This window comes from Bradyrhizobium sp. WSM4872 (assembly GCF_055811715.1).
In genome coordinates this window covers 88639-111020 of sequence record NZ_JBVVPT010000005.1, presented here as the reverse complement: position 1 = coordinate 111020, position 22382 = coordinate 88639, and the positions used below count along the sequence as shown (strand labels likewise).

The 22382-nt window shown below is 62.7% G+C and carries 17 protein-coding genes and 1 pseudogene; 7 read left to right on the top strand and 11 right to left on the bottom strand.

All coding sequences use genetic code 11. The annotated features are described in order from the left end of the window. The first annotated feature begins 12 nt into the window (after positions 1 to 12). The 3 genes from AC0L3C_RS09500 to AC0L3C_RS09490 are packed head-to-tail and all read left to right on the top strand — an operon-like array spanning position 13 to position 3078. Complete coding sequence (locus AC0L3C_RS09500) at positions 13 to 861, top strand: MBL fold metallo-hydrolase (protein ID WP_027569306.1); 849 nt, start codon at positions 13 to 15, stop codon at positions 859 to 861. 18 nt (positions 862 to 879) lie between these two features. Then, positions 880 to 2448, top strand: a complete 1569-nt coding sequence (locus AC0L3C_RS09495; protein ID WP_473407783.1) for an isochorismatase family protein — start codon at positions 880 to 882, stop codon at positions 2446 to 2448. Positions 2449 to 2451: 3 nt separating this feature from the next. After that, the gene (locus AC0L3C_RS09490) at positions 2452 to 3078 is read left to right on the top strand and encodes an FMN-dependent NADH-azoreductase (protein ID WP_473407782.1); all 627 of its coding nucleotides are present in this window, start codon (positions 2452 to 2454) and stop codon (positions 3076 to 3078) included. A 23-nt stretch (positions 3079 to 3101) separates the two neighbouring features. Here AC0L3C_RS09490 and AC0L3C_RS09485 read toward each other — a convergent pair whose 3' ends face one another. The 6 genes from AC0L3C_RS09485 to AC0L3C_RS09460 are packed head-to-tail and all read right to left on the bottom strand — an operon-like array spanning position 3102 to position 8967. Next, positions 3102 to 4151, bottom strand: coding sequence for a LacI family DNA-binding transcriptional regulator (locus AC0L3C_RS09485; protein WP_473407781.1), 1050 nt, complete (start codon positions 4149 to 4151; stop codon positions 3102 to 3104). Beyond that, the gene (locus tag AC0L3C_RS09480) at positions 4148 to 4792 is read right to left on the bottom strand and encodes a ThuA domain-containing protein (protein WP_473258096.1); all 645 of its coding nucleotides are present in this window, start codon (positions 4790 to 4792) and stop codon (positions 4148 to 4150) included. The genes AC0L3C_RS09485 and AC0L3C_RS09480 overlap by 4 nt, the downstream gene beginning before the upstream one ends. Before the next feature lie 10 nt (positions 4793 to 4802). Beyond that, positions 4803 to 5900, bottom strand: a complete 1098-nt coding sequence (locus tag AC0L3C_RS09475; RefSeq protein WP_473407780.1) for a Gfo/Idh/MocA family protein — start codon at positions 5898 to 5900, stop codon at positions 4803 to 4805. A gap of 22 nt (positions 5901 to 5922) precedes the next feature. Next, complete coding sequence (locus AC0L3C_RS09470) at positions 5923 to 6771, bottom strand: carbohydrate ABC transporter permease (protein ID WP_473407779.1); 849 nt, start codon at positions 6769 to 6771, stop codon at positions 5923 to 5925. Beyond that, positions 6764 to 7705 (bottom strand): carbohydrate ABC transporter permease, encoded by a 942-nt coding sequence (locus tag AC0L3C_RS09465; RefSeq protein WP_473258384.1) that lies wholly within the window; start codon positions 7703 to 7705, stop codon positions 6764 to 6766. The genes AC0L3C_RS09470 and AC0L3C_RS09465 overlap by 8 nt, the downstream gene beginning before the upstream one ends. Before the next feature lie 2 nt (positions 7706 to 7707). Next, on the bottom strand, positions 7708 to 8967 hold the full coding sequence (locus tag AC0L3C_RS09460; protein WP_473407778.1) for an extracellular solute-binding protein: 1260 nt from the start codon (positions 8965 to 8967) through the stop codon (positions 7708 to 7710). Between the two features lie 164 nt (positions 8968 to 9131). On the opposite strand from AC0L3C_RS09460, the gene AC0L3C_RS09455 reads away from it, so the two are divergent. Then, positions 9132 to 9890, top strand: a complete 759-nt coding sequence (locus AC0L3C_RS09455; protein WP_473407777.1) for an SDR family NAD(P)-dependent oxidoreductase — start codon at positions 9132 to 9134, stop codon at positions 9888 to 9890. A gap of 34 nt (positions 9891 to 9924) precedes the next feature. Here the strand turns inward: AC0L3C_RS09455 and AC0L3C_RS09450 are convergent, their stop codons facing one another. The 3 genes from AC0L3C_RS09450 to AC0L3C_RS09440 all read right to left on the bottom strand — a co-directional run bounded on the left by AC0L3C_RS09450 (position 9925) and on the right by AC0L3C_RS09440 (position 14363). Further along, positions 9925 to 11073 carry an ABC transporter substrate-binding protein gene (locus AC0L3C_RS09450; protein ID WP_473258106.1) on the bottom strand — a complete coding sequence of 383 codons (1149 nt, stop codon included), beginning with the start codon at positions 11071 to 11073 and terminating at the stop codon, positions 9925 to 9927. Between the two features lie 957 nt (positions 11074 to 12030). After that, the gene (locus AC0L3C_RS09445) at positions 12031 to 13056 is read right to left on the bottom strand and encodes a glycoside hydrolase family 5 protein (protein ID WP_473407776.1); all 1026 of its coding nucleotides are present in this window, start codon (positions 13054 to 13056) and stop codon (positions 12031 to 12033) included. Next, on the bottom strand, positions 13053 to 14363 hold the full coding sequence (locus tag AC0L3C_RS09440) for an O-antigen ligase family protein (RefSeq protein ID WP_473407775.1): 1311 nt from the start codon (positions 14361 to 14363) through the stop codon (positions 13053 to 13055). The genes AC0L3C_RS09445 and AC0L3C_RS09440 overlap by 4 nt, the downstream gene beginning before the upstream one ends. Before the next feature lie 227 nt (positions 14364 to 14590). Between AC0L3C_RS09440 and AC0L3C_RS09435 the strand changes: the two are divergent. Continuing rightward, positions 14591 to 15726, top strand: a pseudogene (locus AC0L3C_RS09435) (GNAT family N-acetyltransferase). A 27-nt stretch (positions 15727 to 15753) separates the two neighbouring features. Here AC0L3C_RS09435 and AC0L3C_RS09430 read toward each other — a convergent pair. Next, on the bottom strand, positions 15754 to 16977 hold the full coding sequence (locus tag AC0L3C_RS09430; protein ID WP_473407774.1) for an FAD-dependent oxidoreductase: 1224 nt from the start codon (positions 16975 to 16977) through the stop codon (positions 15754 to 15756). Positions 16978 to 17410: 433 nt separating this feature from the next. Between AC0L3C_RS09430 and AC0L3C_RS09425 the strand changes: the two genes are divergently transcribed. Further along, entirely contained in the window at positions 17411 to 18757 is a 1347-nt protein-coding gene (locus tag AC0L3C_RS09425) for a lipopolysaccharide biosynthesis protein (RefSeq protein WP_473258120.1), read from the top strand. A 54-nt stretch (positions 18758 to 18811) separates the two neighbouring features. Here the strand turns inward: AC0L3C_RS09425 and AC0L3C_RS09420 are convergent, their stop codons facing one another. Further along, on the bottom strand, positions 18812 to 20905 hold the full coding sequence (locus AC0L3C_RS09420; protein WP_473407773.1) for a GumC family protein: 2094 nt from the start codon (positions 20903 to 20905) through the stop codon (positions 18812 to 18814). A 281-nt stretch (positions 20906 to 21186) separates the two neighbouring features. On the opposite strand from AC0L3C_RS09420, the gene AC0L3C_RS09415 reads away from it, so the two are divergent. Continuing rightward, complete coding sequence (locus AC0L3C_RS09415) at positions 21187 to 22362, top strand: glycosyltransferase family 4 protein (protein ID WP_473407772.1); 1176 nt, start codon at positions 21187 to 21189, stop codon at positions 22360 to 22362. The last annotated feature ends 20 nt before the right edge of the window (positions 22363 to 22382 follow it).

The following is a 22382-nucleotide window of genomic DNA, read 5'->3' as shown; positions in this document are numbered from 1 at the left end:
GGGAGGGACGGAATGCCGCTGGAGATCAAGATCCTGGACTACGGCGATATCGAGCTGGAATCGAGTTTTCTGGTTCTCGGCCACGACTGCGGCCGCACCCGCCGTGTCCTCACCCTCGGCTTCCTGATCCTCGGCGGCAAATATCCGGTCGTGGTAGACACCGGTTACCGCTCCAACCAGATCATGGAAACGCTGGGCATGCGCGGCCTGCAGTATCACGAGCACATGATCGAGAACCAGCTTGCGCGGCACGGCGTGCGGATGGGAGATGTGCGTTTCGTCTGCCACACCCATCTGCATATCGACCACGCCGGCAAGGACGATCTGTTTCCGATGAACACGACCGTCGTCCTCAACCGCCGAGAGCTTGAATATTCCGTGTCCGGCCTGATGCATCCGCAATATCCGGCGCCGGATATCAAGCATCTGATCGACCGTCTGCACACCAAGAGTGCGCTGCGCTTTCTCGACCTCGAGATCACAGGTCCCATCGAGCTGATGCCGGGCGTCTACTGCGACGCCGCGAATGCGCATACCGAGGGCTCGATGAACATCATCGTCGAAACCGCCGACGGCATCGCCACCATCTGCGGCGACGTGATCTACGATTTTAACGACCAGATCGTGACGCCCTTCAACGAGATCCACGACTGGGAGCCACGCACCACCGGCAACCACGGCACCACCAAGCGCGCCGAGAAGGCTGCCATCAAGAAGCTGCTCAGCAATTCGCGCTATCTGCTGCCAGTCCACGACCGACCCGCCAAGATCGAAGGCGGCAACGTCGTCGGCCGGCTGCACGACCAGGTCCCTGGACCGATCGTGCAATCCCTGCCCCAGCGCAACTGGTTTCCGGCCTAGACGCCAGAGGATCGACCGATGACGCACGTCACCTTGCGTTCCGAATTCGAGACCCTGATCGACCCCTACGCACCGGTCGCCCAAGTCGGCACCGGTTTTGATTTCACGGAGGGACCGATCTGGCATCCGGTCGATCATTATCTGCTGTTCTCCGACATGCCGGGCGACGTACGCCGGCGCTGGGATGCGCGGCGCGGCGTCGCCGAGGTCAAGCGTCCCTCGAACAAATGCAACGGCATGACCTATGACGCCGAGCTCAATTTAATCGTTTGCGAGCACGCGACATCGTCGTTGATCCGCGAGCGGCCGGATGGGCGGCGCGAGGTGCTGGCCTCGCACTTTGGGGGACAGGAGCTCAACAGCCCCAATGACGTCTGCGTGCACTCCTCCGGGGCGATCTATTTCTCGGATCCCTGGTATGGCCGGATGCCGGTCTATGGCGTCGAGCGGCCAAGGCAGCTCGGTTTCCAGGGCGTCTATCGAGTCCTGCCCGGCGCCGAGCCGAAGCTCGTCGTGGACCGCAATCTGTTCGACCAGCCGAACGGGCTGTGCTTCTCGCCGGACGAGAGGCTGCTCTATGTCAACGACACCGTGCAGGCATTGATCCGCGTGTTCGATGTCAATTCCGACGGGTCTCTGTCGACCGCGCGGGTGTTCGCGAGCGGCATCCGCTCTGAGCTCGAGCCCGGCCTGCCCGACGGCATGAAGTGCGACCAGCACGGCAACGTCTGGGTCACGGCACCCGGCGGGGTCTGGGTCTATTCGCCGCGGAGCGAGCTGCTCGGCAAGCTCCGCCTGCCCGAACTCGTCGCCAATCTTACCTGGGGCGGGCCGGATTTCCGCACGCTGTACCTGACTTCGACGCACTCGGTCTATGCCATTCCCACCAAGGTCGGACCGCGCCACGAGCCCTATATGAGCGGCAAGCGAGGCGGCGGCACAGCGGCCGCCGGCTCTGCTTCCGCTGCACCCGTCGTTGCCGAGATGCAGATCGACCCGCGACGCTGTGCCATGATCATCCAGGATCTCCAGAACGACGTCATCATGGACGGGGGCGCATTCGCCGATTCCGGCGCGCCCGGGCATGCGCGCGAGCAGCATGTCGTCGAGAATGTCCGCCGCCTGGCCGAGACTGCGCGCGCGCACGGCGTCGCTATCATTCATGTCTGGTTCGTCGTCGAGCCCGGCGCGCCCGGCGTGACGCTGAATTCGCCGCTGTTCGAGGGTCTCGTCGACAGCAAGGCGATGGTGCGCGGAAGCTGGGGCGCGGCACCGGTATCAGGTCTGGAACCACGGCCCGGCGACTTCGTGGTCGAGAAGGTGCGAATGAGCGCCTGGGAAGGCACGAGGCTCGAAACGATCCTGAGAGCCACCGGCCGCGACATGATCATCAACACCGGCGCATGGACCAACATGTCGGTCGAGCACACGGCGCGGACGGGTGCCGACAAGGGCTACTTCATGATCGTTCCCGAGGATTGCTGCTCGACCATGAATGCCGATTGGCACGCTGCGTCGATCAACTTCGCCATGCAGAACGTCGCCGTCGTGACCAAGGCCGATGCGGTCATCAAAGCGCTGGGATGAGCGGTGGCGAAGCTCCTGCACCTGTCCTGCTCGCCCCGCGACGACTCCTGGTCGAGCGCCGGCGCACGCGTTTTCCTCGATGGCTTTCGCCGAGCCCGGCCCGATTGGGACGTGGACGTCATGGATCTCTGGCGCGAGCGCCTGCCGGAATTTTCAGGCCCGATTGTCGAAGCCAAATATGCACGGATGAAGGCGCAAGCCTTCAACGACGCGCAGCGGGACAGCTTCGCGGAAGCCGAGCGGATGGCGGTGCGCTTAGCGCTCGCCGAGCGGGTGCTGATTTCGACGCCGATGTGGAACTTCGGCATTCCCTATAAGCTCAAGCAATGGTTCGACGTCATCGTCCAGCCCGGGCTCACCTTTCGGTTCGACCCTTCGCTAGGGTATATTCCGCTGCTGAAGGACCGGCCGACCATCGTCATCATTGCCAGTGGCAGCGATTTCGCCACCGGAATGAACCGCGGGCGCATCGACATGGCGACGCCTTACCTGCGCGAAATTCTGCGTTTTGTCGGTATCAACAATGTCCGGTTCATTCCAATCGGACCAACCACCGGACCGCCAGAGCCCATTGAGGCGGCCCGCGAACGAGCCCATCAACGCCTGGCAGCAATGGCCGCGAGCGTCTGATGCACTCCGCAAGCGACTCGAAGTTACGGCAGATTGTCCCGCAGAAAAATATCGATACGAATGCGCTCCTGGTCGGGGCTGATGGGCTCACCCGAACAATGCGCGAGCAGGACTCGCGCCGCAGACCGTGCCTCGTGGCCGGGATCCTGGTTGATGATCGCATCGAGCGCGCCGCGGACCAGGAAACGCCGTGTGTATTGAGTCAGCTCATGGGCAATCCAGACCACCTCGCGCGCGCGTCCCGAGGCCTCGAGCGCGTCGGCGATCCCACGGTTCCCGGCACCACAGCAGTATATGCCGCGCAGATCGGCATGGCGCGCGAGCAGTGCCGCAGTGAGCTCCCGGGTGCGCTCGCTGTCGTCGCGGCCCTCGATCACCGGCAGCGCGAGCAGGTTCGGATACTCGCTGGACAGGATTTGGTGGAAACCGAATTGCCGCTCGGTGTGATCGCGCAGCGACAACGATCCTGCGATCACGGCCACCGTCCCCTCGCGACCAGTTAGGAACCGTCCCATCAGCGTTGCAGCGGTGCGGCCTGCCGCCGGGTTGTCGATGCCGACATAGTGCAGCCGGCGCGAGCTCGGCGCGTCCGACACAAGGGTCACCACAGCGACCCCGCGCGCGGTGAGTTCGTCGATCGCCGCGCGCACCCTGGGATGGTCGAGCGCGATCACGGCGACGCCCTGATAGGCGGGCGAGAGACTTTCCAGCGCGGCGGCGAGTACGTCCGGATCGAACACGTCAACACGGAGTATATCAATGAAGCCGCGCTGGCCGGCGAGCCAGTCCGCGGTGCGCTGGACCTGCTCGGTCAGGTTGCTCATGAAGCTGTTGCTACCGGTCGGCAGCACGAAGGCAAAGCGGAACGTCTGCCCGCGGGCAAGCCGAGCGGCCGCGACGTCGGCTCGATAGCCGAGTTTTGCCACCGCGGCCTCGACCCGCGCCACGGTCTTGGCGCGCACGCCCTCGCGTCGGTTGACGACGCGGTCGACGGTGGCGAGCGAAACACCCGCCGTGCGTGCGACGTCCTCGAGCGTAGCGCGCACCACCGACTGGGTCGCAACGGCTGTCATTCGCGCGCCGCCCACAGCATGCCGCGGGTCATCAACGTCCGGATCTCCGGTACGTCGAGCTCGTAAGCGCGATGGCCGAGGGAGGAGTAGAACACCCTGCCCGCGCCGTATCGCTTCTTCCAGACCACGGGCATCACCACGCCCTCGATCCAGGGCGCGTGCTCGCCAGTGAAGGTCGTGGTCGCCAACACCTCGTTGGCGGGGTCGACATGCATGTAGTACTGCTCGGAACGATGCTCGAAACTCTCTAGACCCTTCATGATGGGATCATCCGGCTTCGTCAAGTCGACCTTGTAGTCGATGATGTTGCCGGGATGCGCAACCCACTGTCCGCCGCACAGGAAATGGTAGTCGACGGAATCGCGGAACGCATCGCCCATGCCGCCATGATGGCCGGCGAGCCCGACGCCGCTCCGGACCGCAGCGCAGAGATTGAGCGCTTCCGCCTTCTCGATCTTCGACATGGTGTAGATCGGGATGATCAGTGACAGGTCGTGAATCGCGGGATCGGCGAACGCGGCGGTGGTGGTTTCGGTCCGCACCTCGAAGCCTTCCGCCTTCAGCCAGCCGCGGATCATCGAAGCGCAGAGATCGGGATCGTGTCCCGGCCAGCCGCCCCATACAATCATTGCCTTGCGCATGGTCATTCCCTCAGTCGATCTGTCCGGTTTCACGCCCGGCCGGCAGCATCGCCGGCCGCTCGACGCGGCTCTCGATCTTGACGCGCCGGCCTTCGTCGGCAGAGACCTGGAACGCCTCCATCACCTCCAGCACGTGGAAAGCGAGCGCGCCGCTCGCACGATGCGGCCGGTTGTTCAGGATCGCGGAAGCCATGTCAGCGACACCGATCGAACGGAACTCGCCGTCGACATGGCCGTGAGTCAGCGGCACCGGCTCCCAGTCGCCGCCGGTCTTCGCGACCTGCACCTCGCCGCCGAAGCGGTTCGGGTCCGGCACCAGCATGCTGCCCTGGTCACCGTAAATCTCGATCGGCGCGTGCCGGTGCTTCGGCACATCAAAGCTCATTGCGATCGAGACGACCGCCCCGCTCTCAAATTCGAGCGTGCCGGCGACATGGGTCGCAACTTCGACCGGGATCAACGTCCCGTTCATCGGCTGACTGGTGACCAGCCGCTCGGATTTCGGACGCGCGGTCGAGCCCATCACGCTCGCCACGGGGCCGAGCAACTGCACGAGATCGGTGATGTAGTACGGGCCCATGTCAAGCATAGGCCCGCCGCCGCGCAAATAATAGAAACCCGGCGCCGGATGCCAGCGCTCGTGGCCGGGGCAGCCGAAGAACGCGCTACCGGCCACGGGCGTGCCGATCGCGCCATCGTCGATCAGCTTGCGCGCGGTCTGGTGCCCGCCGCCAAGGAACGTATCGGGTGCGCAACCAACGCGAAGACCCTTTTGCGCGGCGAGGTCCATCACCTTGCGGGCTTCCGTGACGTTGATGCCGAGCGGCTTCTCGGAATGAACGTGCTTGCCGGCGTTCAGCACTGCGAGGCTGACGTCGGTGTGGGCGAGTGGCACAGTCAGATTGATCACGATCTCGACGTCGTCTCGCTTGAGCAGCTGATCAACCCGCATCGCCGGCAGCCCGAAGGCGGCACCTTCCCGCTCCGCGACGTCGCTGCGCATGTCGGCGAGCGCCTTGATTTCCATGACCGGGAAGCGCTGGGCTGCCTTCAGATAAGCGGTGCTGATATTGCCGCAACCGATGATGCCGATGCCGACTTTTCTCATTGTGATCTCCGTGAGGTACCGCTCATCCCTTGACAGCACCGGCGGTGAGGCCCGCGACGATGTGTTTCTGCGCCAGGAGGAAGAGAATGATCGTCGGCAAGATGGTCAACGTGATGAAGGCCAGGATCAGATGCCACTCGGACGAATACTCGCCCTGATAAACCATGATACCGAGCGGCCAGGGATAGAGCGCGTCGGTGTTGAGCATCACCAGCGGCAGCAGATAGGCGTTCCAGCTGTTAACGAAGGTGATGGTACCGACGGTCGCCAGGATCGGCCGGGACAAAGGCAAGGTCACATAGCGGAAGAATTTGACATAGCTGCAGCCGTCGACCAGCGCGGCCTCCAGCAGTTCGTACGGGATGTCCTTGAAGAAACGCCGCAGCAGCAGCACGCTCATCGCAAGACTGAAGGCCGCCTGAGGCAGGGCAACGCCAAAATATGTGTCGAGCAATCCGAGATCGCGCACTTTGATGAAGAGCGGCAGCACCGCTGTCGCGGCGGGAAACAGCAGGCCCAGCGTCAGATAGCTCAGCAGCATCGAGCTGCCGTAGAACCTGATATGGGCGAAGGTGAACGCCGCCATCGAAGCGACGATCAGGGTCAGGGCGACCGTGAGGGTCGAGATGATCAGCGAGTTGCGCAAGAGCTGCCAGTAACGTGCCGAGAACAGGATGTCAGCATAGTTCTGCCACTCCCAGTGACGTGGCAGGCCGAACGGATTGACGCGCAGTTCGCCGAGCGATTTGAAGCCACCAAACAAGGTCGCGAGCAGCGGCACCATGACGATAGTGGCAACGACGGCGAGGAACACGATCTTGAACAGCATCGAGGGATCGAACGGCGCGCGGGTGGCCTTGGCGTTACTCATCGCGCATGAACCATCGCTTGTACGTGAAAGCAAAGGTCACGCAGATCGCAAACAGGATGACGCCGATGGCGCTGCCGTAGCCGACCCGCATGCGCGAGATGCCGTTGTTGTAGAGAAAGCTCACCATCGTGTTCGAGGAGTCCGCTGGCCCCCCGCGCGTCAGCGGCATGACGAGATCGAACAGCTGCAGCGAGCCGACGATGGCGAAGAACACGGAGAGCCTTATGGTTGGATAGAGCAATGGAATGACCACATGTCGCAAGGCTTGCGATCGGGTCGCGCCGTCGATGCGTGCCGCCTCGACCAGGCTCTTGTCGAGGCTCTGGAGCGCTGCGATGAATAGCATCATGTGGAAGCCAAAGTACTTCCAGACGATTACGATCAACACCGCCGGCATCGCCGTATCCGTCGAGGCCAGTAGATGCGGAGGCTCGGCGCCGAAGGTACGCCAGATCGAGGCCACAAGGCCGTAGTCGCCATCATAGACGAAGCTGAAGATCAGTCCGGTCGCGATCTCCGCCAGGATATAGGGCATGAAGAACAGCATGCGCAGCGCCACGGCCCCGCGAAAGCGTTCGGCCAGCACCAAGGCCAGCGTGAGCGCAAGCGGCAGCTGGACGGCGAGCGAAACAGCGATGATCAGCCCGTTGTTCCGCAGCGCGAGCCAGAAGGCGCGGGTCTCCAGCACGAAGCGGTAATTGTCCAAGCCAATCCAGTTGGTCGGCCTGCCGAACCCATTCCAATTGAAGCCCGAATACCAGGCTGCTTCGCCGATCGGCAACACAACGAACAACGTGAACAATAGCAGCGCCGGTGGCAGGAACAGGATGAGCACCGTGAGCCTGCCGTCCCAACTCGGACCACGAACCGTGACCTGGGGCAGCATCTCGCCAGCAGCACCAATCGCCGACACGCTCGCGGTCCGCCGCGCCACCCTCAGTTGCCCTGCTTCCACGCCGCCTCGATCGCCTTGGCAGCCTCTTGCGGGCTCATGCTGCCGCCGGCGATCTCGGCGGTGACGTCGTTGACTACGCGGCCGACCGACGGACCCAGGCTCTGGTCATAGAAGTTCTGGTGGTAGTTCGACTTCGCCAGATTGGCTGCGATCAGCTTCATGAAGGCGTTGTTGAGGCCAACGTCCGCGCCCTGCACCACCGGGATAATGAAGTTTCCGGCGGCAAGCCGCGTCTGCACCTCCTTGGAGACGAAGTATTTCAGGAAATCGACAGCCTCCTTTGGCGAGCCTTTGGTAATCAGCCAACCGGTAATGCCGCCGAGCGTATCGGTCGGCGCGCCCTTGCCGCCGGTCACGACCGGAAAATCGAACCAGCACATGTTGTCTTCGGTCAATCCGACCTTGTCCGCGGCGAGCGCGCGCTGCAGGTGATAGACCGTGCTGATCGCGAGCGTCATCGCCACCTTGCCGTCGCCGAAATAGCCGACCGCCTGCGGGTTCTTGAAACCCAGGAAGCCATTCTGGAACGGCTGGAGATCCACGAGTTGCTTGAACAGCTCGCCGGATTTCTGGAAGGTTTCCCCGGCGAAGCCGCCGTTCTCGCCACGCAACGCCGCATCGAACGCCGCCTTGCCGCCGATGCGCACCGCAAGATGCGTCCAGTAGAAGTGCAGCGGCCATTTGTCGGCGCCGCCGACCACGATCGGGGTCACGCCAGCGGATTTCAGCGTCTTCACGGCAGCAAGCAGATCGTCCCAACTCTTGATCCCGGCAGGATCGACCTTCGCCTTGGCCATCAGCTCCTTGTTGCAGAGGAAGCCGACCTGCGAGAGCGCCGTGGGCAGACCATAAACCCGGCCGTTGCTGGTGAAGGCGGCGAGTGCCGCGGATGTGAGACTGTCGCTGTAACCCTTCACAGAATCGGTGATGTCGTCGAGCACGCCGGCCTCGATCTGCGTCTTCAGGACACCGCCGGCCCAGCTGTAGATGATGTTGGGCCGGTCCCTGGATTGCAGGATGGTCGGCAGCTTGGCCTTGTAAGCCTCGTTCTCGAGGAACTGCATCTCGACTTTGACGCCCGGATGCGACCCCTCATAGGCGCGCGCAACCTCCTCCCAGATTTTGACCTGGGCCGGGTTGGCCTCGATGTGAAGCCATTTCACCGTCGTATCGGCCGCAGCCAATTTCGCTCCGAACAGGCATGCGACAACAGCCAGTCCCAGTTTCCCGAGCAGTCTCATCACATTCCTCCCAGCGGCTTTTATTCTTTGGTGCAATCCTGCCTTCGATTTTTGAGGTACGCAACTGAAATTCTGATCTATGCACCTCACGAAGGAGATCGCTAAGTTGCGCGGGAGAGTCGGGCGGCGCCTCGCGCTGCCCCAACGCAAATCGAGGGATATCCATGGCTGCCGTTTATTCCGACCTCGCCGGCAAGGTCGTTCTCGTCACCGGAGGCGCATCCGGAATTGGCGCTGCGATCGTGCGGCGCTTCGCCCAGCAGAAATCCAATGTCGTGTTCTTCGACATCAAAGTTGACGAGGGCCAATCCCTGGCACGCGAGCTATCGGATCAAGGTCTTAGCGCGCGTTTTATGCGTGTCGATTTGACCGATATCGCCGCGCTACGTGCCGGTGTCGCGGAGGCGCGCAGCGCGCGCGGCGCGATCAACATCCTCGTCAACAATGCCGCGCATGACGAGCGGCACAGCACCGAGGAAATGACTCCGGAATATTGGGACGACCGCATCGCGGTCAACTTGAAGCACCAGTTCTTTGCTGCGCAGGCCGTGTTGCCGGACATGAAGGCGGCGAACGCCGGCGCTATCATCAATTTCGGCTCGGTATCGTGGATCGCCGGACAAGGCGGCATGGCCGCCTACACCGCCAGCAAATCGGGCGTGATCGGTCTCACACGCTCTCTGGCGCGCGATTACGGTGCCTACAACATCCGCGTGAACGCGATAGCGCCGGGATGGATCATGACCGAGCGCCAGCTCGATAAATGGATGACGCCGGAGGGCGAGGTCGAACTGATGCAGCGACAATGCCTGAAGCGCAAGCTCATGCCGGACGAGGTCGCGAAGTTCACCGTCTTCCTCGCTTCCGACGAGGCTTCCGCCTGCACAGCCCAGCACTACATCGTCGATGGCGGCTGGGTCTGAGGCGGACCTGACCAGATCGTGCAATGACGCGCCGCTACTTTGCCAGGCGGAACTTGCCGCCTTCGACCTTGATCAGAAAGGCCGAGCGCTCATCATAGCCGTTGTGATCGGTCTTGCTCATGTTCGACAGCCCATTGTTGAGATAGATGTTCTGGCCACGCTCGAGTGCATCCCGCAGAGTCGCGCGAAATTCGATTGTGCCAGGCTTTGCCATCTTCAGCGCATCCGGTGCAGCTTTTCCGATCAGCGCCACGACATCCCAGAGGTGAGCGGCGAACATGTTGGGCTTTTGCCCGTTCGCCGCTTCATACGCGGTCACGAACTCCTCCGTGGAGCGACGGAACGGATCTCCCGTGGGAAGATCGGCGGCAATGGTAAAAGCCTCGCCCGCGAATACGGCACCTTCGACGTTCGCGCCACCGAGCTTGATGAACTCCTCACTGGCCACGCCGTGTGTCTGAAATATCTTCCCGGCGTATCCGCGCTCGCGGAGCGCCTGCTGCGGCAAGACCGCTGGAGTTCCTGCGGACGCGATGAAGACGGCATCGGGATTGGTTGACATCACCTTCAGCGCCTGACCGGTGACGCTGGTGTCGGCGCGCGCGTAGACCTCGTGTGTGGTCACGGTCAGCCCCAGCCCGGGCGCAAGGCGGCTCACCTCCTTGTAGTAGCCCTCGCCGTAGCCATCCGAAACGCCGATATAGCCGAGCGTCTTCACGCCTGAATTCGCAATATGCTTGAGGATGGCGGCCGCCATGAGGTCGTCATTGGGAACGACCTTGAAAGCCCAGGCGCGCTTCTCATCCATCGGTTGAACGATGGCGGTAGCGGCGGCGAGCGACAGCAGTGGCGTCTTCGATTCAAGCGCGACATCCAGCATCGGCATGGTCACCGGCGTCAGAGAGGAGCCGACCAGCACATCGACCTTGTCCTGGATCACCAGCCGGCGTGCGTTCTGGACTCCTTTGGTCGAATCCGACTCGTCGTCCAGGACGATATAGGTGACCTTCTCTCCACCGATCTCTTTCGGAAGAGCTGCAACCGTCTTGAGCTGCGGTTGTCCCAATGCGGATCCCGGGCCGCTTGCCGAAATCACAATTCCAATTTTGATGTCCGCGTGAGCAGCATTTCCGTAAAGGACGCATGCCACAAGAAGCGAGGCTCGCGCGAAACCGATCTTCATGTCCTATTCCTCCCTGTCCGCTTTGATGACTCCGCCGGCTGCATCGGGCGCCCCGGCTTGAGCTTGCAGGTGCTCCCCACGAGGCACCGTCGCTCCTCAGAAGGCATGTCGTCCGCCTTACGCGCGTCCTCCTGCGGTCCCGAGCAACCAGGCGGACCATGCTAAGTGGACCGCAGCAACGTGTCTGTCCCTAGCGTTAGGGACAAGACATCGGCGCCCGAACCGGGATCTCGAGGGAGGCGGACGCACCCCTGCGTTCTCGCGGCGCGTTTCGCCCGAGCTTTGCTTGGTCACTTCACCCTCAAACCCAAGAGGGCGCAGGGAAGGCCGGGTGCTGACCTCGCACCCGCGGTCCGCTGCGCGAAAAGCACACGCAGGAAAACCGCACAGCAGCATACAGGTGTAGCCAATCACTCGGCCTTCCCTGCGCGATGGTTGGACGGCTTATGCCGTGATCTCCCGGGAGCCGAGTTCCTGCTGGCCTCCCTCGTCCCAACGAAATTCACCGACACCGCGCCGGTTGACGCAGATGCCGCATTCGCCGGGGCTTGACCGTAGCAACGACGGCCAGGACCACACGGTTTTGCCGTACGCACGGCCCGCCATTTCGCCGCAGTTTTTCCAGCCCTGTCGACGGAGCCGGAAACTTACAGACGAGACGAAGCCTGACAGCGCCGCTCGTCGGAACGAACCCTTGGGCTCACGGAGAGCAATCCGCCCTGCCCACGCCTCTCGCACCCGAACGCTGCCGCGTCCACCGCAAGTCCGGCTCGCGAACGTGACGACCACAAGATCGCCCCTCGAGGATGAGCCGGGATGGGCGACACATAAGCCAATTCCGAATTTCGGTAAAGCGGAATATATTTACCGAAAGGGGTTGACGGGATGGCGGGTGTTTTGCCCGACGGCTCTGACCCGGCACGCCTTCCGCGGAATGAGCGGACTCGGGACGCGATTTCAACGCGTCGGCGGCATCAGCGCACGCAGGATACCCGGCTTCCAGGCCTGGCGCGCACTGTCGAACGCTGCGAAGTCGTGATCGAACTGCCAGTAGGCCCATGACCAGCCGAGCCGGTCGGCGCTTCTCGCCACGAATGACAAATACCGATGCCGGCTGCCGGATGGCGCACGCTCGTACACTCCGAACTCACCGACATAAACCGGGCGCTGCTCTTTCTCCGTCCAGAGGCTCATCTTCCTGAAGTCGGCGGCAGCCTTGGCTTCATCCTCCGGGCTGCCCCAGTCCAGGGGCCCGATCCGGGAAAACGTCGGAGACCACGGCGCGCCCTGATGGGTGAACCGTATCGGCGCGTAATAATGAAACGTGACGATGAGATGCCTGTCCTCGGCCGGCAGAACCAGCTCCTCCACAGGGATCTCATCGGTGTTGAGAACGGCGGCGATGACCGGCCGTTCGGGATTGGTGTGACGGATGATGCCGAGACATTCATTGAGGAGCGAATTCCAGCTGGCGGACGTCATTTCTCCACCAGGCTCGTTCAACACCTCGAAGACGAGTGCCGGATATCTGCCGGCATAGCGCTCGGCGATCTGCCGCCAGAACGCCTTGAGCTTCTCGGCGCATTCGGAAACGTCGCGTTGGCAAAGGTGGGTATCGTGTTCGTCGACGATGGGAACGAGCTTCCTCGCGAGAACCTCCTCGATGACGGCGTCAAGCCGCCTCAGGACGATCTCGTCCAGGACATTCCCCGGGCCCATGAACTTGAAGCCGAAGAAATTGATCCTGACATGCGCGAACCCGGCCTTCTTGATCGCAGTCAGATTTTCCAGGCGAAATGGCGCGTTTTGGCCGCCTTCCCAGATTCCATCGTAGCCGAGAATGTTGATACCGCGACCCAGTTTTGGCGTGTCACGGGCGGCGGCTTGCTCGGCCCCATCGGCGTGGGAGAACAGCGATACAAGAAAAACCGCCGTAGCCGCAAGATTGAAGCTTCTCGGCCAACGCGCGCGCATGGAGGTCATACTGCTTCCATTCCTGGAGCCTGGACTTCCGTCGGCTGCACCGGCCTGCAAGTCGCGAAGAAAAACCCCACCAGGAGCACCGATGTGAACATCGTCGAACGAAGGAATGTCGTCTCCGTAAAATTGGTCTGAAAGCTGAGGACGACGAATCCGATGATGAGGGCACAGTGCGACCGGTCGATCGTGCGAGCGGAGATCAGATGGAGGATCTTGTGCGAGAACAGGAGGACGCTCGCGGTAAAGAGCGTATAGCCCAGAAATCCGGTCTCCATCAGGATCGCGATGTAGCCGCTGTGATAATTGTCGAGCACCCAGCCGTGATTCTGTTCGAAACAATCGTAGATCGACGGGATCGTCCAGAAGCCGTTGATGCCGAAGCCGAGCAGCGGCGCATCGTTGAAATGGCTGATCGCGTAGTGCCAGATGAAGGTCCGTTCGGTGAAATCGATACTGGCATCGCCGATATGGATGGCGTCGTATCCCGTTGCGTAGAAATAGAGGATCAGAAGGCCGGCCAGAATGCACATGACAAACGGCAGGAGCGCATAGAGCCTCATGCAGCCGACCGACCACATCGAGGTCACGAGCATGGCGCAAGCGGCCAGGGCGACAGCGCCGGCGCCACGCGATTCCGACGCGAGCACACATGTTGACGCCAGCAGGAACACGGCGAGGAAGGCCGGCCACCCCTGCCCCGTCATCTTTCGATAGCAGGCCAGGAACATCAGATACGCGCCGACGAAGCCGAGCGTCTGTTTCGATTCGTAGACGCCCTGCCATTGACCGTTGTGCATCCAGCTGTGATCGATCCCGATGTCGGGCACGGCCACCGCGCAGACCGCCGATGCGGCGACCAGTATGAAAAGCCCAAGGGCCGTGGCTCTCACGATTTCGTCGAGGTCGACGCGCGTGACGAGGCAAAATGCGCCGAACGTCGTCATCGCAAGCGCCGCGCTCTTCATGATCGCTGCGACGCTCAGGCTGGACCAGAACACCGAGACAATTGCGAAGGCATAGAATGCGACCAGCGCCACCAGATCGGGATTGACCTGCAGCCGCAGGCGCGGCTGCACGAATGCACTTGCGTAGATCAGGACAGCCCACATCAGAAGGGCTATGGCCTGCTGCAGAAAGCTCAGCTCCGCCGGCAGCAGCGCGGCGTTGAAGATGCCCATCGATGCGACCACGTTGATGGTGATCGAACAGCTGATCGCGAACCTGGCTATCTTCTCGACGCCAACGCTGCGCGTCGTCCAGATCGCGCTCCCGGGTGTCCCGGAATCCACCTCGGTCTGCAGGCTGGCCATGAGATGACCTTCCTTAAGCGCGGTTAATAATTTGCTAGCGCAGGTCGATCTCCATCGCTGCGTCGTGGCGATATTGCGAAATTAACGATTTGGTCACGATATGAGCCCTGCGCGAGGCATTAATGCAAACTGCACGCCGCCGGTGTCTCGCCCGTAACGACCCTGCTATAAAGCGCAGATCCGGCTCGAGCGCCCCGTCCCGAGCTATCCGGTTTCCCTGGTTGTGCATGAACAAAGCTAGCAACACGTTCGACATCGCCATCGAGCAGGAATTCGATTTCCTGTCGCCTGATTACGCGGAGCTGTTTGACAATTCGGCCGCCACCGCGTTCCAGCATCCGCTCTGGCTGGACACCCTCTACACCAGGCTCGCGTCTCATGCAGGCGCAACTCCTCTGGTTGTCGTGGTCCGCCACCGCGCAACGCGCGCCCTTGCGATGGTGCTGCCCTTGCTGCGGATCCGGCGCGGCCCGATACGGACCGTCGAATTCGCCGACCTCCGCGTCTCCGACTATCTGGCCCCGGTGTGCAGCCCGCAGGTGTTTTCCGAGTTGCTCAAGGACGAGAGTGCGTGCGCGGAAATCAGGTACCTCGTCCGCCCGTTCGATCTGCTCCGAATGACCAAGCTGCCGGATGGACGGCTTCCGATCGAGAATCTCCTGGCGACGCCTCGCCGCGTCGCGATGGACTCCAATGCCTATGCGACCGTTCTGGTCGCGCCGTTCGAGCAATGGCGCGCCAGCGCGATGGACCGTTCCTACCAGAAGGAGCTCGCAAAAAAATCCCGGCAGCTCCAGAAGAAGGGCGACCTGAGTTTTTCATGCTGCGGCGACAGCGCCTCCGTGATCGAGGCGCTGGACGTGATGCGGAAATTTCGCGGGCCGCGCTTTCAGGCTCAAGGCGACGGCGATCTGCTCCAGCGCCCCGAATATTACAACTTCTATTCCGAAATGGCACAGCGCGGCCTCGGCTCCTTTGTCCGGCTCTATGCCATGAAGATGGATGGCGAGGTGATCGCCGCCGTGCTCGGGCTCTGCCATCAAGGCAGCTTCCTCGTCATCATGAGCGCCTTCGACATTGCGGATACAAGAGCCAGTCCCTGGGCGCGCTGATGTTCGAGCAGGTCGCGAAGGACTGCATCGAGCGCGGGGATCAGATGCTCGATTTCACCATCGGTGACGAGCCCTACAAGAAACTGTTCGGCGCGCAGCCCTCGCCGATGTGGGCGGTCACGCAGGCCGGCAGCACCGTGGGCGCCATTTCCCTGTTCGCACTGAAACAGGCTCCCTGGCTGAAACTGGCCGCCAAGCGAATGTCGGAGTTCCGGCTCCTGCCGACCCGGACCTCAACGCCCACGCGCTGACCGGCGAGGCCCCGACAGACGCGGCTCTCAGGCCCGCAGCGCGCTTCGAACATGCGCGAGCCAGCCTGGCCGCATTTGATCGACCCGGTGGGTGATACTGCGTCGCAGGAAGTGCAGGCGCCGCCGCACGTCCCAGCCGATATCGTTGCGGGACGTCAGAGCCTGCCGGAAGCGCGCCATCTTCAGCGACTGCTGGTCCGCCGCGACCTTGTCGGGATCGGAATAGAATTCCGAAACCTTCTCCCGGCTCATGCCTTCGGTCACGAGCCAACGCGGCGCATATTCACTGCAGAGGCGGTCGACGTCGACCAGCAGGCGGGCAACGCCGGTGCCGGCGGCAGGGCAATTGGTCTGGAACGCATCGCCGATGAGCACGACGCCGGGTTGGAGATGTCCTTCCACGACGGACAGGTCCATCACCCAATTCTGCACCCGGTCGGTCACGTGGAAATCGCCAAGGTAAGGCCGCAATCCCGGCAGCAGGCGCAGAACCGTCGCTTCCGGTTCGCGGCGCAGCTCGCGCATAACAGGATCGGACGGGTCGCGGAACATGAATAGGTTTGCCCGCATGCCGGCACGCACGGGAAACAGGCTGAGATAATCGATGCCGTCCGTCGTGCGCTCGCCGTAACAGGTCAGCGCTTCGAAATCGAACGGCGCATCGTCCCGGCGCGCGATCGTGAATCCGAACGTGACCGAATGACGCTCGGCCAGCACCCGCCGCTTGATGCCGAGCTTGTAGCCGAGAACTCCCGCCATGCCCGTGGCCAGCACGACGAGGCGTGCAGTTACGCTCCGTCCGGAAGCGAGCTCGACATGCTGGATATCGTCGCTACAGTTGACGGCAGTGACTTCGTCGACGATCAGGCTGGACGGATCAGGCAGTTGGCTGCGCGCCATCGCGACGAGATCGGCATATGGAAGTCCGTAAGCCCGGCCGACGCTGACATCGACCACCTTGCCTTCCCTGATATTGAGCACCTGGTCATATCGGCTGGCCACGCTATCGAGCGCGTCGAGGAAGCCCAGCTTGCGCAACATCTCCAGCTGATGGCCGCCGATTTTCTCGACCCGGAACTCGTCCGGATGAACCGCGCGCTTGTCGACGAGAGCGACACGATGCCCTGACCGCGCGAGCACGGCCGCCGCCAGCGAGCCCGCAAGGCCGCCGCCAACGATCGCGATGTCGGCGACGATCGTCGAAGGGCCGGCTGCGGCGTTCGGCTCGGGCACGTTGCTATCCGCCGTCATGGTCCAGGCTCCCGCGGTCAACTATGATTGCCCATGCAATTCTCTCGCCTGATGTCGCATCGCAGGACCAAACGCGATCATTTCTCGATATCTCGGTTAATTGCAGCGGAGACTGCCCGGCCCGATGAGAACCGGCACGCGCCTTGCTCTGGATGGTCGTTCCCGGCGAGCCGGTCCGCATTCCAGCGGCTTATATCGCCTGATTGGCCGTCGATGCGGCGCTATGCCGCCACGCGATCAGGCCGCACTTTGCTCTATCTGGGACAATGGGGTCAGCGATGTTCCATAGTGAAGCAACGGGCATGGCCGCGACGTCGCCGCGGCCGGCAGGATCATGGAGGCCGTCCATTAACACTCGCGGTTTTTCGGCATGCTAGGCTGTCGCAGGTAATCGGAAAATGTCTCTCCAGGGGAAGTTGCCCCTTAAATTTCCATGATCGAATCCATCATCCAGTTCATGCGGCGCGACGTGACGCGCGGTGTTGCCGGAACCATCCTTCTCAAGGTTGGTAGCGGCGCGCTTGCGTTCGCGTTGTTTTCGCTTGCGGCACGAACGATGTCGCCCGATGGGTTCGGCATCTTTGCGACCTGGCTTTCGGTGGCCCAGATGGCAGCAGTCGTCGGTCTGGTGGGCCAGGAATCGCTGCTGGTGCGATTTCTAAACGAGTATCGGGTAGGAAATCAGCCCGACCTCACCAAAGGCGTGCTGCTATCGAGCCTAAAGATTTCCTCGGTCGCGATGCTGATTGCGATCGGCACAATGGCGATCGGCGCGAACATCAAAGGCGCCTCGTGGCTGCTGGTCATCGCGGTGTCGGCCTACACGGCCGTGAATGCGGGGCTGATGCTTGGCAGCCAGATCGCACGCTCGCTGGTCAGCATTCTCATGGGCGAAGGAAACAGGGAGTTCTTCTGGCGCGTCAGCGTCGTGCTGTTCCTGCTCGCAATCATGTCCGGCCATCGCCAGCTCGATCCCGCCGAATTGATCGCCGTAATGACGATTGCCATGTCGGTCGGACTGATTGCACAGATCATCGCGATTGCGCGAACCCTGCCGAATTTCCGCGGCACGGCGGTGAGGTCCGAGACGTCGCGCTGGAGATCGAGCGCGCTTCATTTCTGGGTCGCATCCATCCTCGAAGCCGCGAACCAGTATTTCGACGTCATTCTGGTCTATTGGATGTTGGACCCGGCAACCGCCGGAATTTACTTTGCCGCTTCGCGGCTGGCCAACATCTTCGCCATGCTGTCGGCCGCACTGTACAGTTTTGGCGCACGTCGGCTTCCGTCGCTGTACTTCAGCAAGAACCATCAGGAATTCGAGCGAACGTTGCGGCTCATGGCGGAAGTGACCGCGGTGTGCGTGGTCAGCGGACTTCTCCTGATCTGGGTTGGCGGCCCCCACCTGCTCAACCTATTTGGGCCGCATTTCGCTGCGCAACACTGGGTCCTGATCGTGCTCGCGATCGGAACGGCGTTCCAAGCGGCGGGCGGTCCGTCTGCGGCGATCTTGCAGCTGACCGGCTATGAGCGCGAGTATGTCCCCGTGATTGCCGGGAACGTCGCGCTGCGGCTGGTCGGATTTCTCGTCCTCATTCCCTGGCTCGGCGTTCTTGGCGCAGCGATCTCGGCCACTGTGTCGCTGGCGCTCGCGACCATCGCTCTCAACATCCTCTGTCGCCGGCGAACCGGGGTCGATCCTTCGATTCTGGGGCTTCTGCGCTTCTCGCCATCGAAGCCTAGCGCCTACGCCGTCCGTGGCGCGGACTCCGGCGAATAGACCTCTGCTCAGCCGAGGCAATGGCGCGGCTCGGCAATCCGTTGCCGGGTGGCGTCAACCAGCCAGCCCCAGCACTTCGCCGCGACGCGACGCCGAGGGGCCGCCAGGCACGCGATTGACGACGATGCCTGTCGGCACTTGGGGAAACCGGGAGAGCGCAGCCATCGCCCTGCGCATCGCGGCCGAGTCGACGGCGTCTTCGCGCGCGACCAGCACGACAAGGTCGGCGTGAGCAGCCAGCGCCGCCGCCTCCGGCTGCAAGGCCAGGGAGGTGGCGTGGACGACGATCAGATCGAACTCCGAGCGAATATCGTCCGCGGGCGGCGGCCCGGGCCGCTTGCTGGCACTCAGGAGCTCATCGACGCTGCGAAAGTCCGCGGTGGTCATGCCGTCGGCCTGGCCCTTGGGAAGGCCGGCCCCGGCACCGCCGAGGTCCGGCTCGACCCGGATCAACACGCTCAGCTTCCCGGTGTTCAACGCCCATCGATTCAGCGACCGCGCGACAGTGTTGCCGCCGGCGCGCTTCCCGACCGACATCACGAGGACGACCTTGCCACGAGGTCCCGGCACCTTCTCCAGCCGCTCCAGCAGCGGACGCAGATGGGGACCGAGATCGAGTTCGGTCGTCGCAGACACCGGACCTTGCCAGATGTTTCTGGGGACTTCGCCAGGCGTCAGGTCGGGAATGCGGGCCCACACGGGCGGACGTGACCACGTCGCGGGCTGGCGCGAAGCCGGTTCGGGGTCGTGGATATCAGGCGCGGATTTGTCCAATCCGCGTCCCGTGGCGGCAACGACCGCCGTCGATGTCAGCAGCGAACCGATCGCGAGAGCGGCGAGCAGTAAAGACAGCGGTGGAAGGGTCGAGCGCAACGGCGGAATGGCGGACGACGCAATCTTGGTCTGGGAGCTCTGCAAGAGGCGTTGCTCGTTCGTCGTCTTGGAGCGCGAAAGAAACTGCTCGTAGATGTTTCTGTTGGCCTCGGCGTCGCGCTGCAGCTCCTGGAGCCGGACCAGAGCCTGGCCGTCGACCAGAAGCTGAGATTCCGCCGCCTTCATCTGGCCTTCCAGCGCCTTCTGCTGTTCGCGCTGGGCCTCGTATTCCGATTTTGCGGTATCGATGCCCTTCGTCCGCTCGACCTCGATCTGCCTGTTGAGATCGGTCAACTGGCTATAGGACATAACGAGGTCGGGATGGCGATCGCCGAACACCGCCCGCTTCTGCGCAATCTGGTCATTGAGCGCCGATCGCTGTGCGCGCAGGGCGCTCAGCAGATCCTGCTTGACCGGGCTGTCGACATTCGCCTTCACGTCCCGCTGTGCCTGCTCGTAGCGGGCCTTCGCCTCTTCGGTCCGGGCGCGCGCAGCGGCAACCTGCTGCGACAGTTCGGTGACCCGCAATTGCTGGGTGGTGGAATCCTTGCCCGCGTTGACGATCCTGTGCTCGAGCTTGAACGTGGCCACGGCGTCCTCTGACGCCCTCAACCGTTCGTTCAATGATTTGAGCCGGCCACTGAGCCAGTCGGCGGCCTCGTCGGTCGCATCGGTGCGGCTGCGGCCCTGGCTGGCGACGAACGCCTCGGCGATGGCATTGGCGTAGTAGGCCGCCCGCTCCGGCCGGTTCGACGTGAAGCGGATGGCGATGACATAGGTCAGCCCGCGCCGGGAAATGTCGAGGCGGTTGCGGAATCTCTCGAGAAGGCGCGCGGGGTCGGTATGTCCCCCGGAAATGTCCTGGTCGTCCCGAATTTTGAGCTGCTGGATCAGCGGCTCGAGAAAGCCGTCGGACTTCGCCACTTCGACCAGGCTTTGCAGCGCGGCGCTATCCTGTCCGATGCCCGGCAGAACGTCCTGCTCCGAGGTCACGCGTTGCTCGCGGGGATCGACCACGACCAGCGCGGTCGCCGCAAATCGCACCGGGATCACCAGGAGAACGACGACGCCAAGGGCAAAAATCGCGAGAGCGAGCGTCAGGATGCGGCGAGCGTTGTCCCGCATGAAGGAGAGCGCACCCGCGGCCGTGAGCGCACCGCCCAAGCGTGCGGCGGATGCGCGCGACTCGCCGTTCGACGCCTGTCGCGTCTGCCACGACGCGGCGGCACCGGTCGATCCGGAACTTGTCGGGTCTGCGCGGCGACCGAACGTCATGGATTTTACTCGGATTCAACTGCGAACACTGTTCAGTGCCTGCTCCAACGTAAATATCTATGGTTAATCCGCGGTTACCCGCGCCTGGCGCGGCCGTGACCAATTGGTTAACGCGCGCGCCTCGCTTCGTCGGGAACCAGCGGAATTCATTCGCGAACGATGCCCTTGCGGCAGGGCGCGCATTAACTCCGTTTATTGCTAGTCGGTGTCCGCGCGAGGCCCCCATGGTAAGCACGGGGTTAAGAATGTGAAGAATTCGTTTCTCTAGTGGGTCGGGATCCGTGCTCCATTACCAGCCAGACAAGGCGTTGGGCGAGACGACTGCGACAGCACTCTCGCCGCCCAACGGTGGCGGACGAAAGCTGCACGTGCTTCTCGTACAGACCCAGGCCGAGAACGCCGGTGCGCAGGAGATCTCGCGCCTGCTTGGCGCCGGGCTGACCGCCCGCGGCTACCGGGTCACCAATCTGTTCTTCTTCCGTAAGTCGGATTCCTTCGATGAGCCGCCCGACACCATCTATTGCGCGTCGAGCCGGCCGGGAAATCCGCTGGCGCTGCTGCAAATGCTGTGGACGCTCGGCGGCCATATCAGGGCCACCAGGCCCGACGCCGTTCTGACCTTTCAGCACTTCGGCAATGTCATCGGCGCCGGCGTGGCGCGCCTGATCTGCCGTGCGCCTGTCATCGCCAATCAGGTTTCATCCGCGCTGTCGATGAGCTGGCCGGTCCGTATGGCCGACATCGTCATGGGCAGCCTCGGCTTCTTCGACCGCATCACGCTCAACTCGCTGGACATGCAGCGTGAGTATTCGCGCTACCCCAGGGCTTATCGCGCGCGGATGGTGCATGTCCCGCACGGCTTCGACGACAAGGCGCTCACCCTGACGAAGCAAGCCGCGCGACAGAAATTCAATCTTCCGCCGGATCGCACCCTGCTCGGCTGCGCAGCAAGATTGCACCCGCACAAGCGGCTCGACGCGGCGATACGTCTGTTGCCGGATCAACCATCCTGGCACCTCGCACTGGCTGGCCAGGGAGCCGACGAGGCCCGGCTGCGGCAGTTGGCGGATGAGCTGAGAGTATCGGACAGGCTGCATCTGCTCGGCGAAATTACTCCGCGCCAGATGGCGGAGTTTCTCGCCGCTCTCGACGTGTTCGTATTTCCGACGCAGGCGGAGACCTTCGGCCTCGCCGCTGTGGAGGCCGCAAACGCCGGCGTTCCCTCGGTCGTCACCGATCTCCCGGTCTTGCGCGAGGTGTTGTCCGTCGAAGGAAAACCGACAGCGCTGTTCGTCGATGCCTCCGATCATACCAAGCTGTCGGCCGCCGTCTCCAGGCTCCTGACCGACCAAAAACTGAGCGACGAACTGCGACAAAACGCCAAAGGTCTGAAGCTGCGCTATTCAGTGGACGCCATGGTGGAGGAATACGTTCGAATTCTCGGCCAGGTCATTTGATCGGGGCGCATTGAAACGGA

Coding starts and splice junctions, on each gene's coding strand:
- AC0L3C_RS09500 (WP_027569306.1), top strand. CDS start 13: ATGCCGCTGGAGATCAAGATCCTGGACTACGGCGATATCGAGCTGGAA.
- AC0L3C_RS09495 (WP_473407783.1), top strand. CDS start 880: ATGACGCACGTCACCTTGCGTTCCGAATTCGAGACCCTGATCGACCCC.
- AC0L3C_RS09485 (WP_473407781.1), bottom strand. CDS start 4,151: ATGACAGCCGTTGCGACCCAGTCGGTGGTGCGCGCTACGCTCGAGGAC.
- AC0L3C_RS09480 (WP_473258096.1), bottom strand. CDS start 4,792: ATGCGCAAGGCAATGATTGTATGGGGCGGCTGGCCGGGACACGATCCC.
- AC0L3C_RS09475 (WP_473407780.1), bottom strand. CDS start 5,900: ATGAGAAAAGTCGGCATCGGCATCATCGGTTGCGGCAATATCAGCACC.
- AC0L3C_RS09470 (WP_473407779.1), bottom strand. CDS start 6,771: ATGAGTAACGCCAAGGCCACCCGCGCGCCGTTCGATCCCTCGATGCTG.
- AC0L3C_RS09460 (WP_473407778.1), bottom strand. CDS start 8,967: ATGAGACTGCTCGGGAAACTGGGACTGGCTGTTGTCGCATGCCTGTTC.
- AC0L3C_RS09455 (WP_473407777.1), top strand. CDS start 9,132: ATGGCTGCCGTTTATTCCGACCTCGCCGGCAAGGTCGTTCTCGTCACC.
- AC0L3C_RS09450 (WP_473258106.1), bottom strand. CDS start 11,073: ATGAAGATCGGTTTCGCGCGAGCCTCGCTTCTTGTGGCATGCGTCCTT.
- AC0L3C_RS09445 (WP_473407776.1), bottom strand. CDS start 13,056: ATGACCTCCATGCGCGCGCGTTGGCCGAGAAGCTTCAATCTTGCGGCT.
- AC0L3C_RS09440 (WP_473407775.1), bottom strand. CDS start 14,363: ATGGCCAGCCTGCAGACCGAGGTGGATTCCGGGACACCCGGGAGCGCG.
- AC0L3C_RS09430 (WP_473407774.1), bottom strand. CDS start 16,977: ATGACGGCGGATAGCAACGTGCCCGAGCCGAACGCCGCAGCCGGCCCT.
- AC0L3C_RS09425 (WP_473258120.1), top strand. CDS start 17,411: ATGATCGAATCCATCATCCAGTTCATGCGGCGCGACGTGACGCGCGGT.
- AC0L3C_RS09420 (WP_473407773.1), bottom strand. CDS start 20,905: ATGACGTTCGGTCGCCGCGCAGACCCGACAAGTTCCGGATCGACCGGT.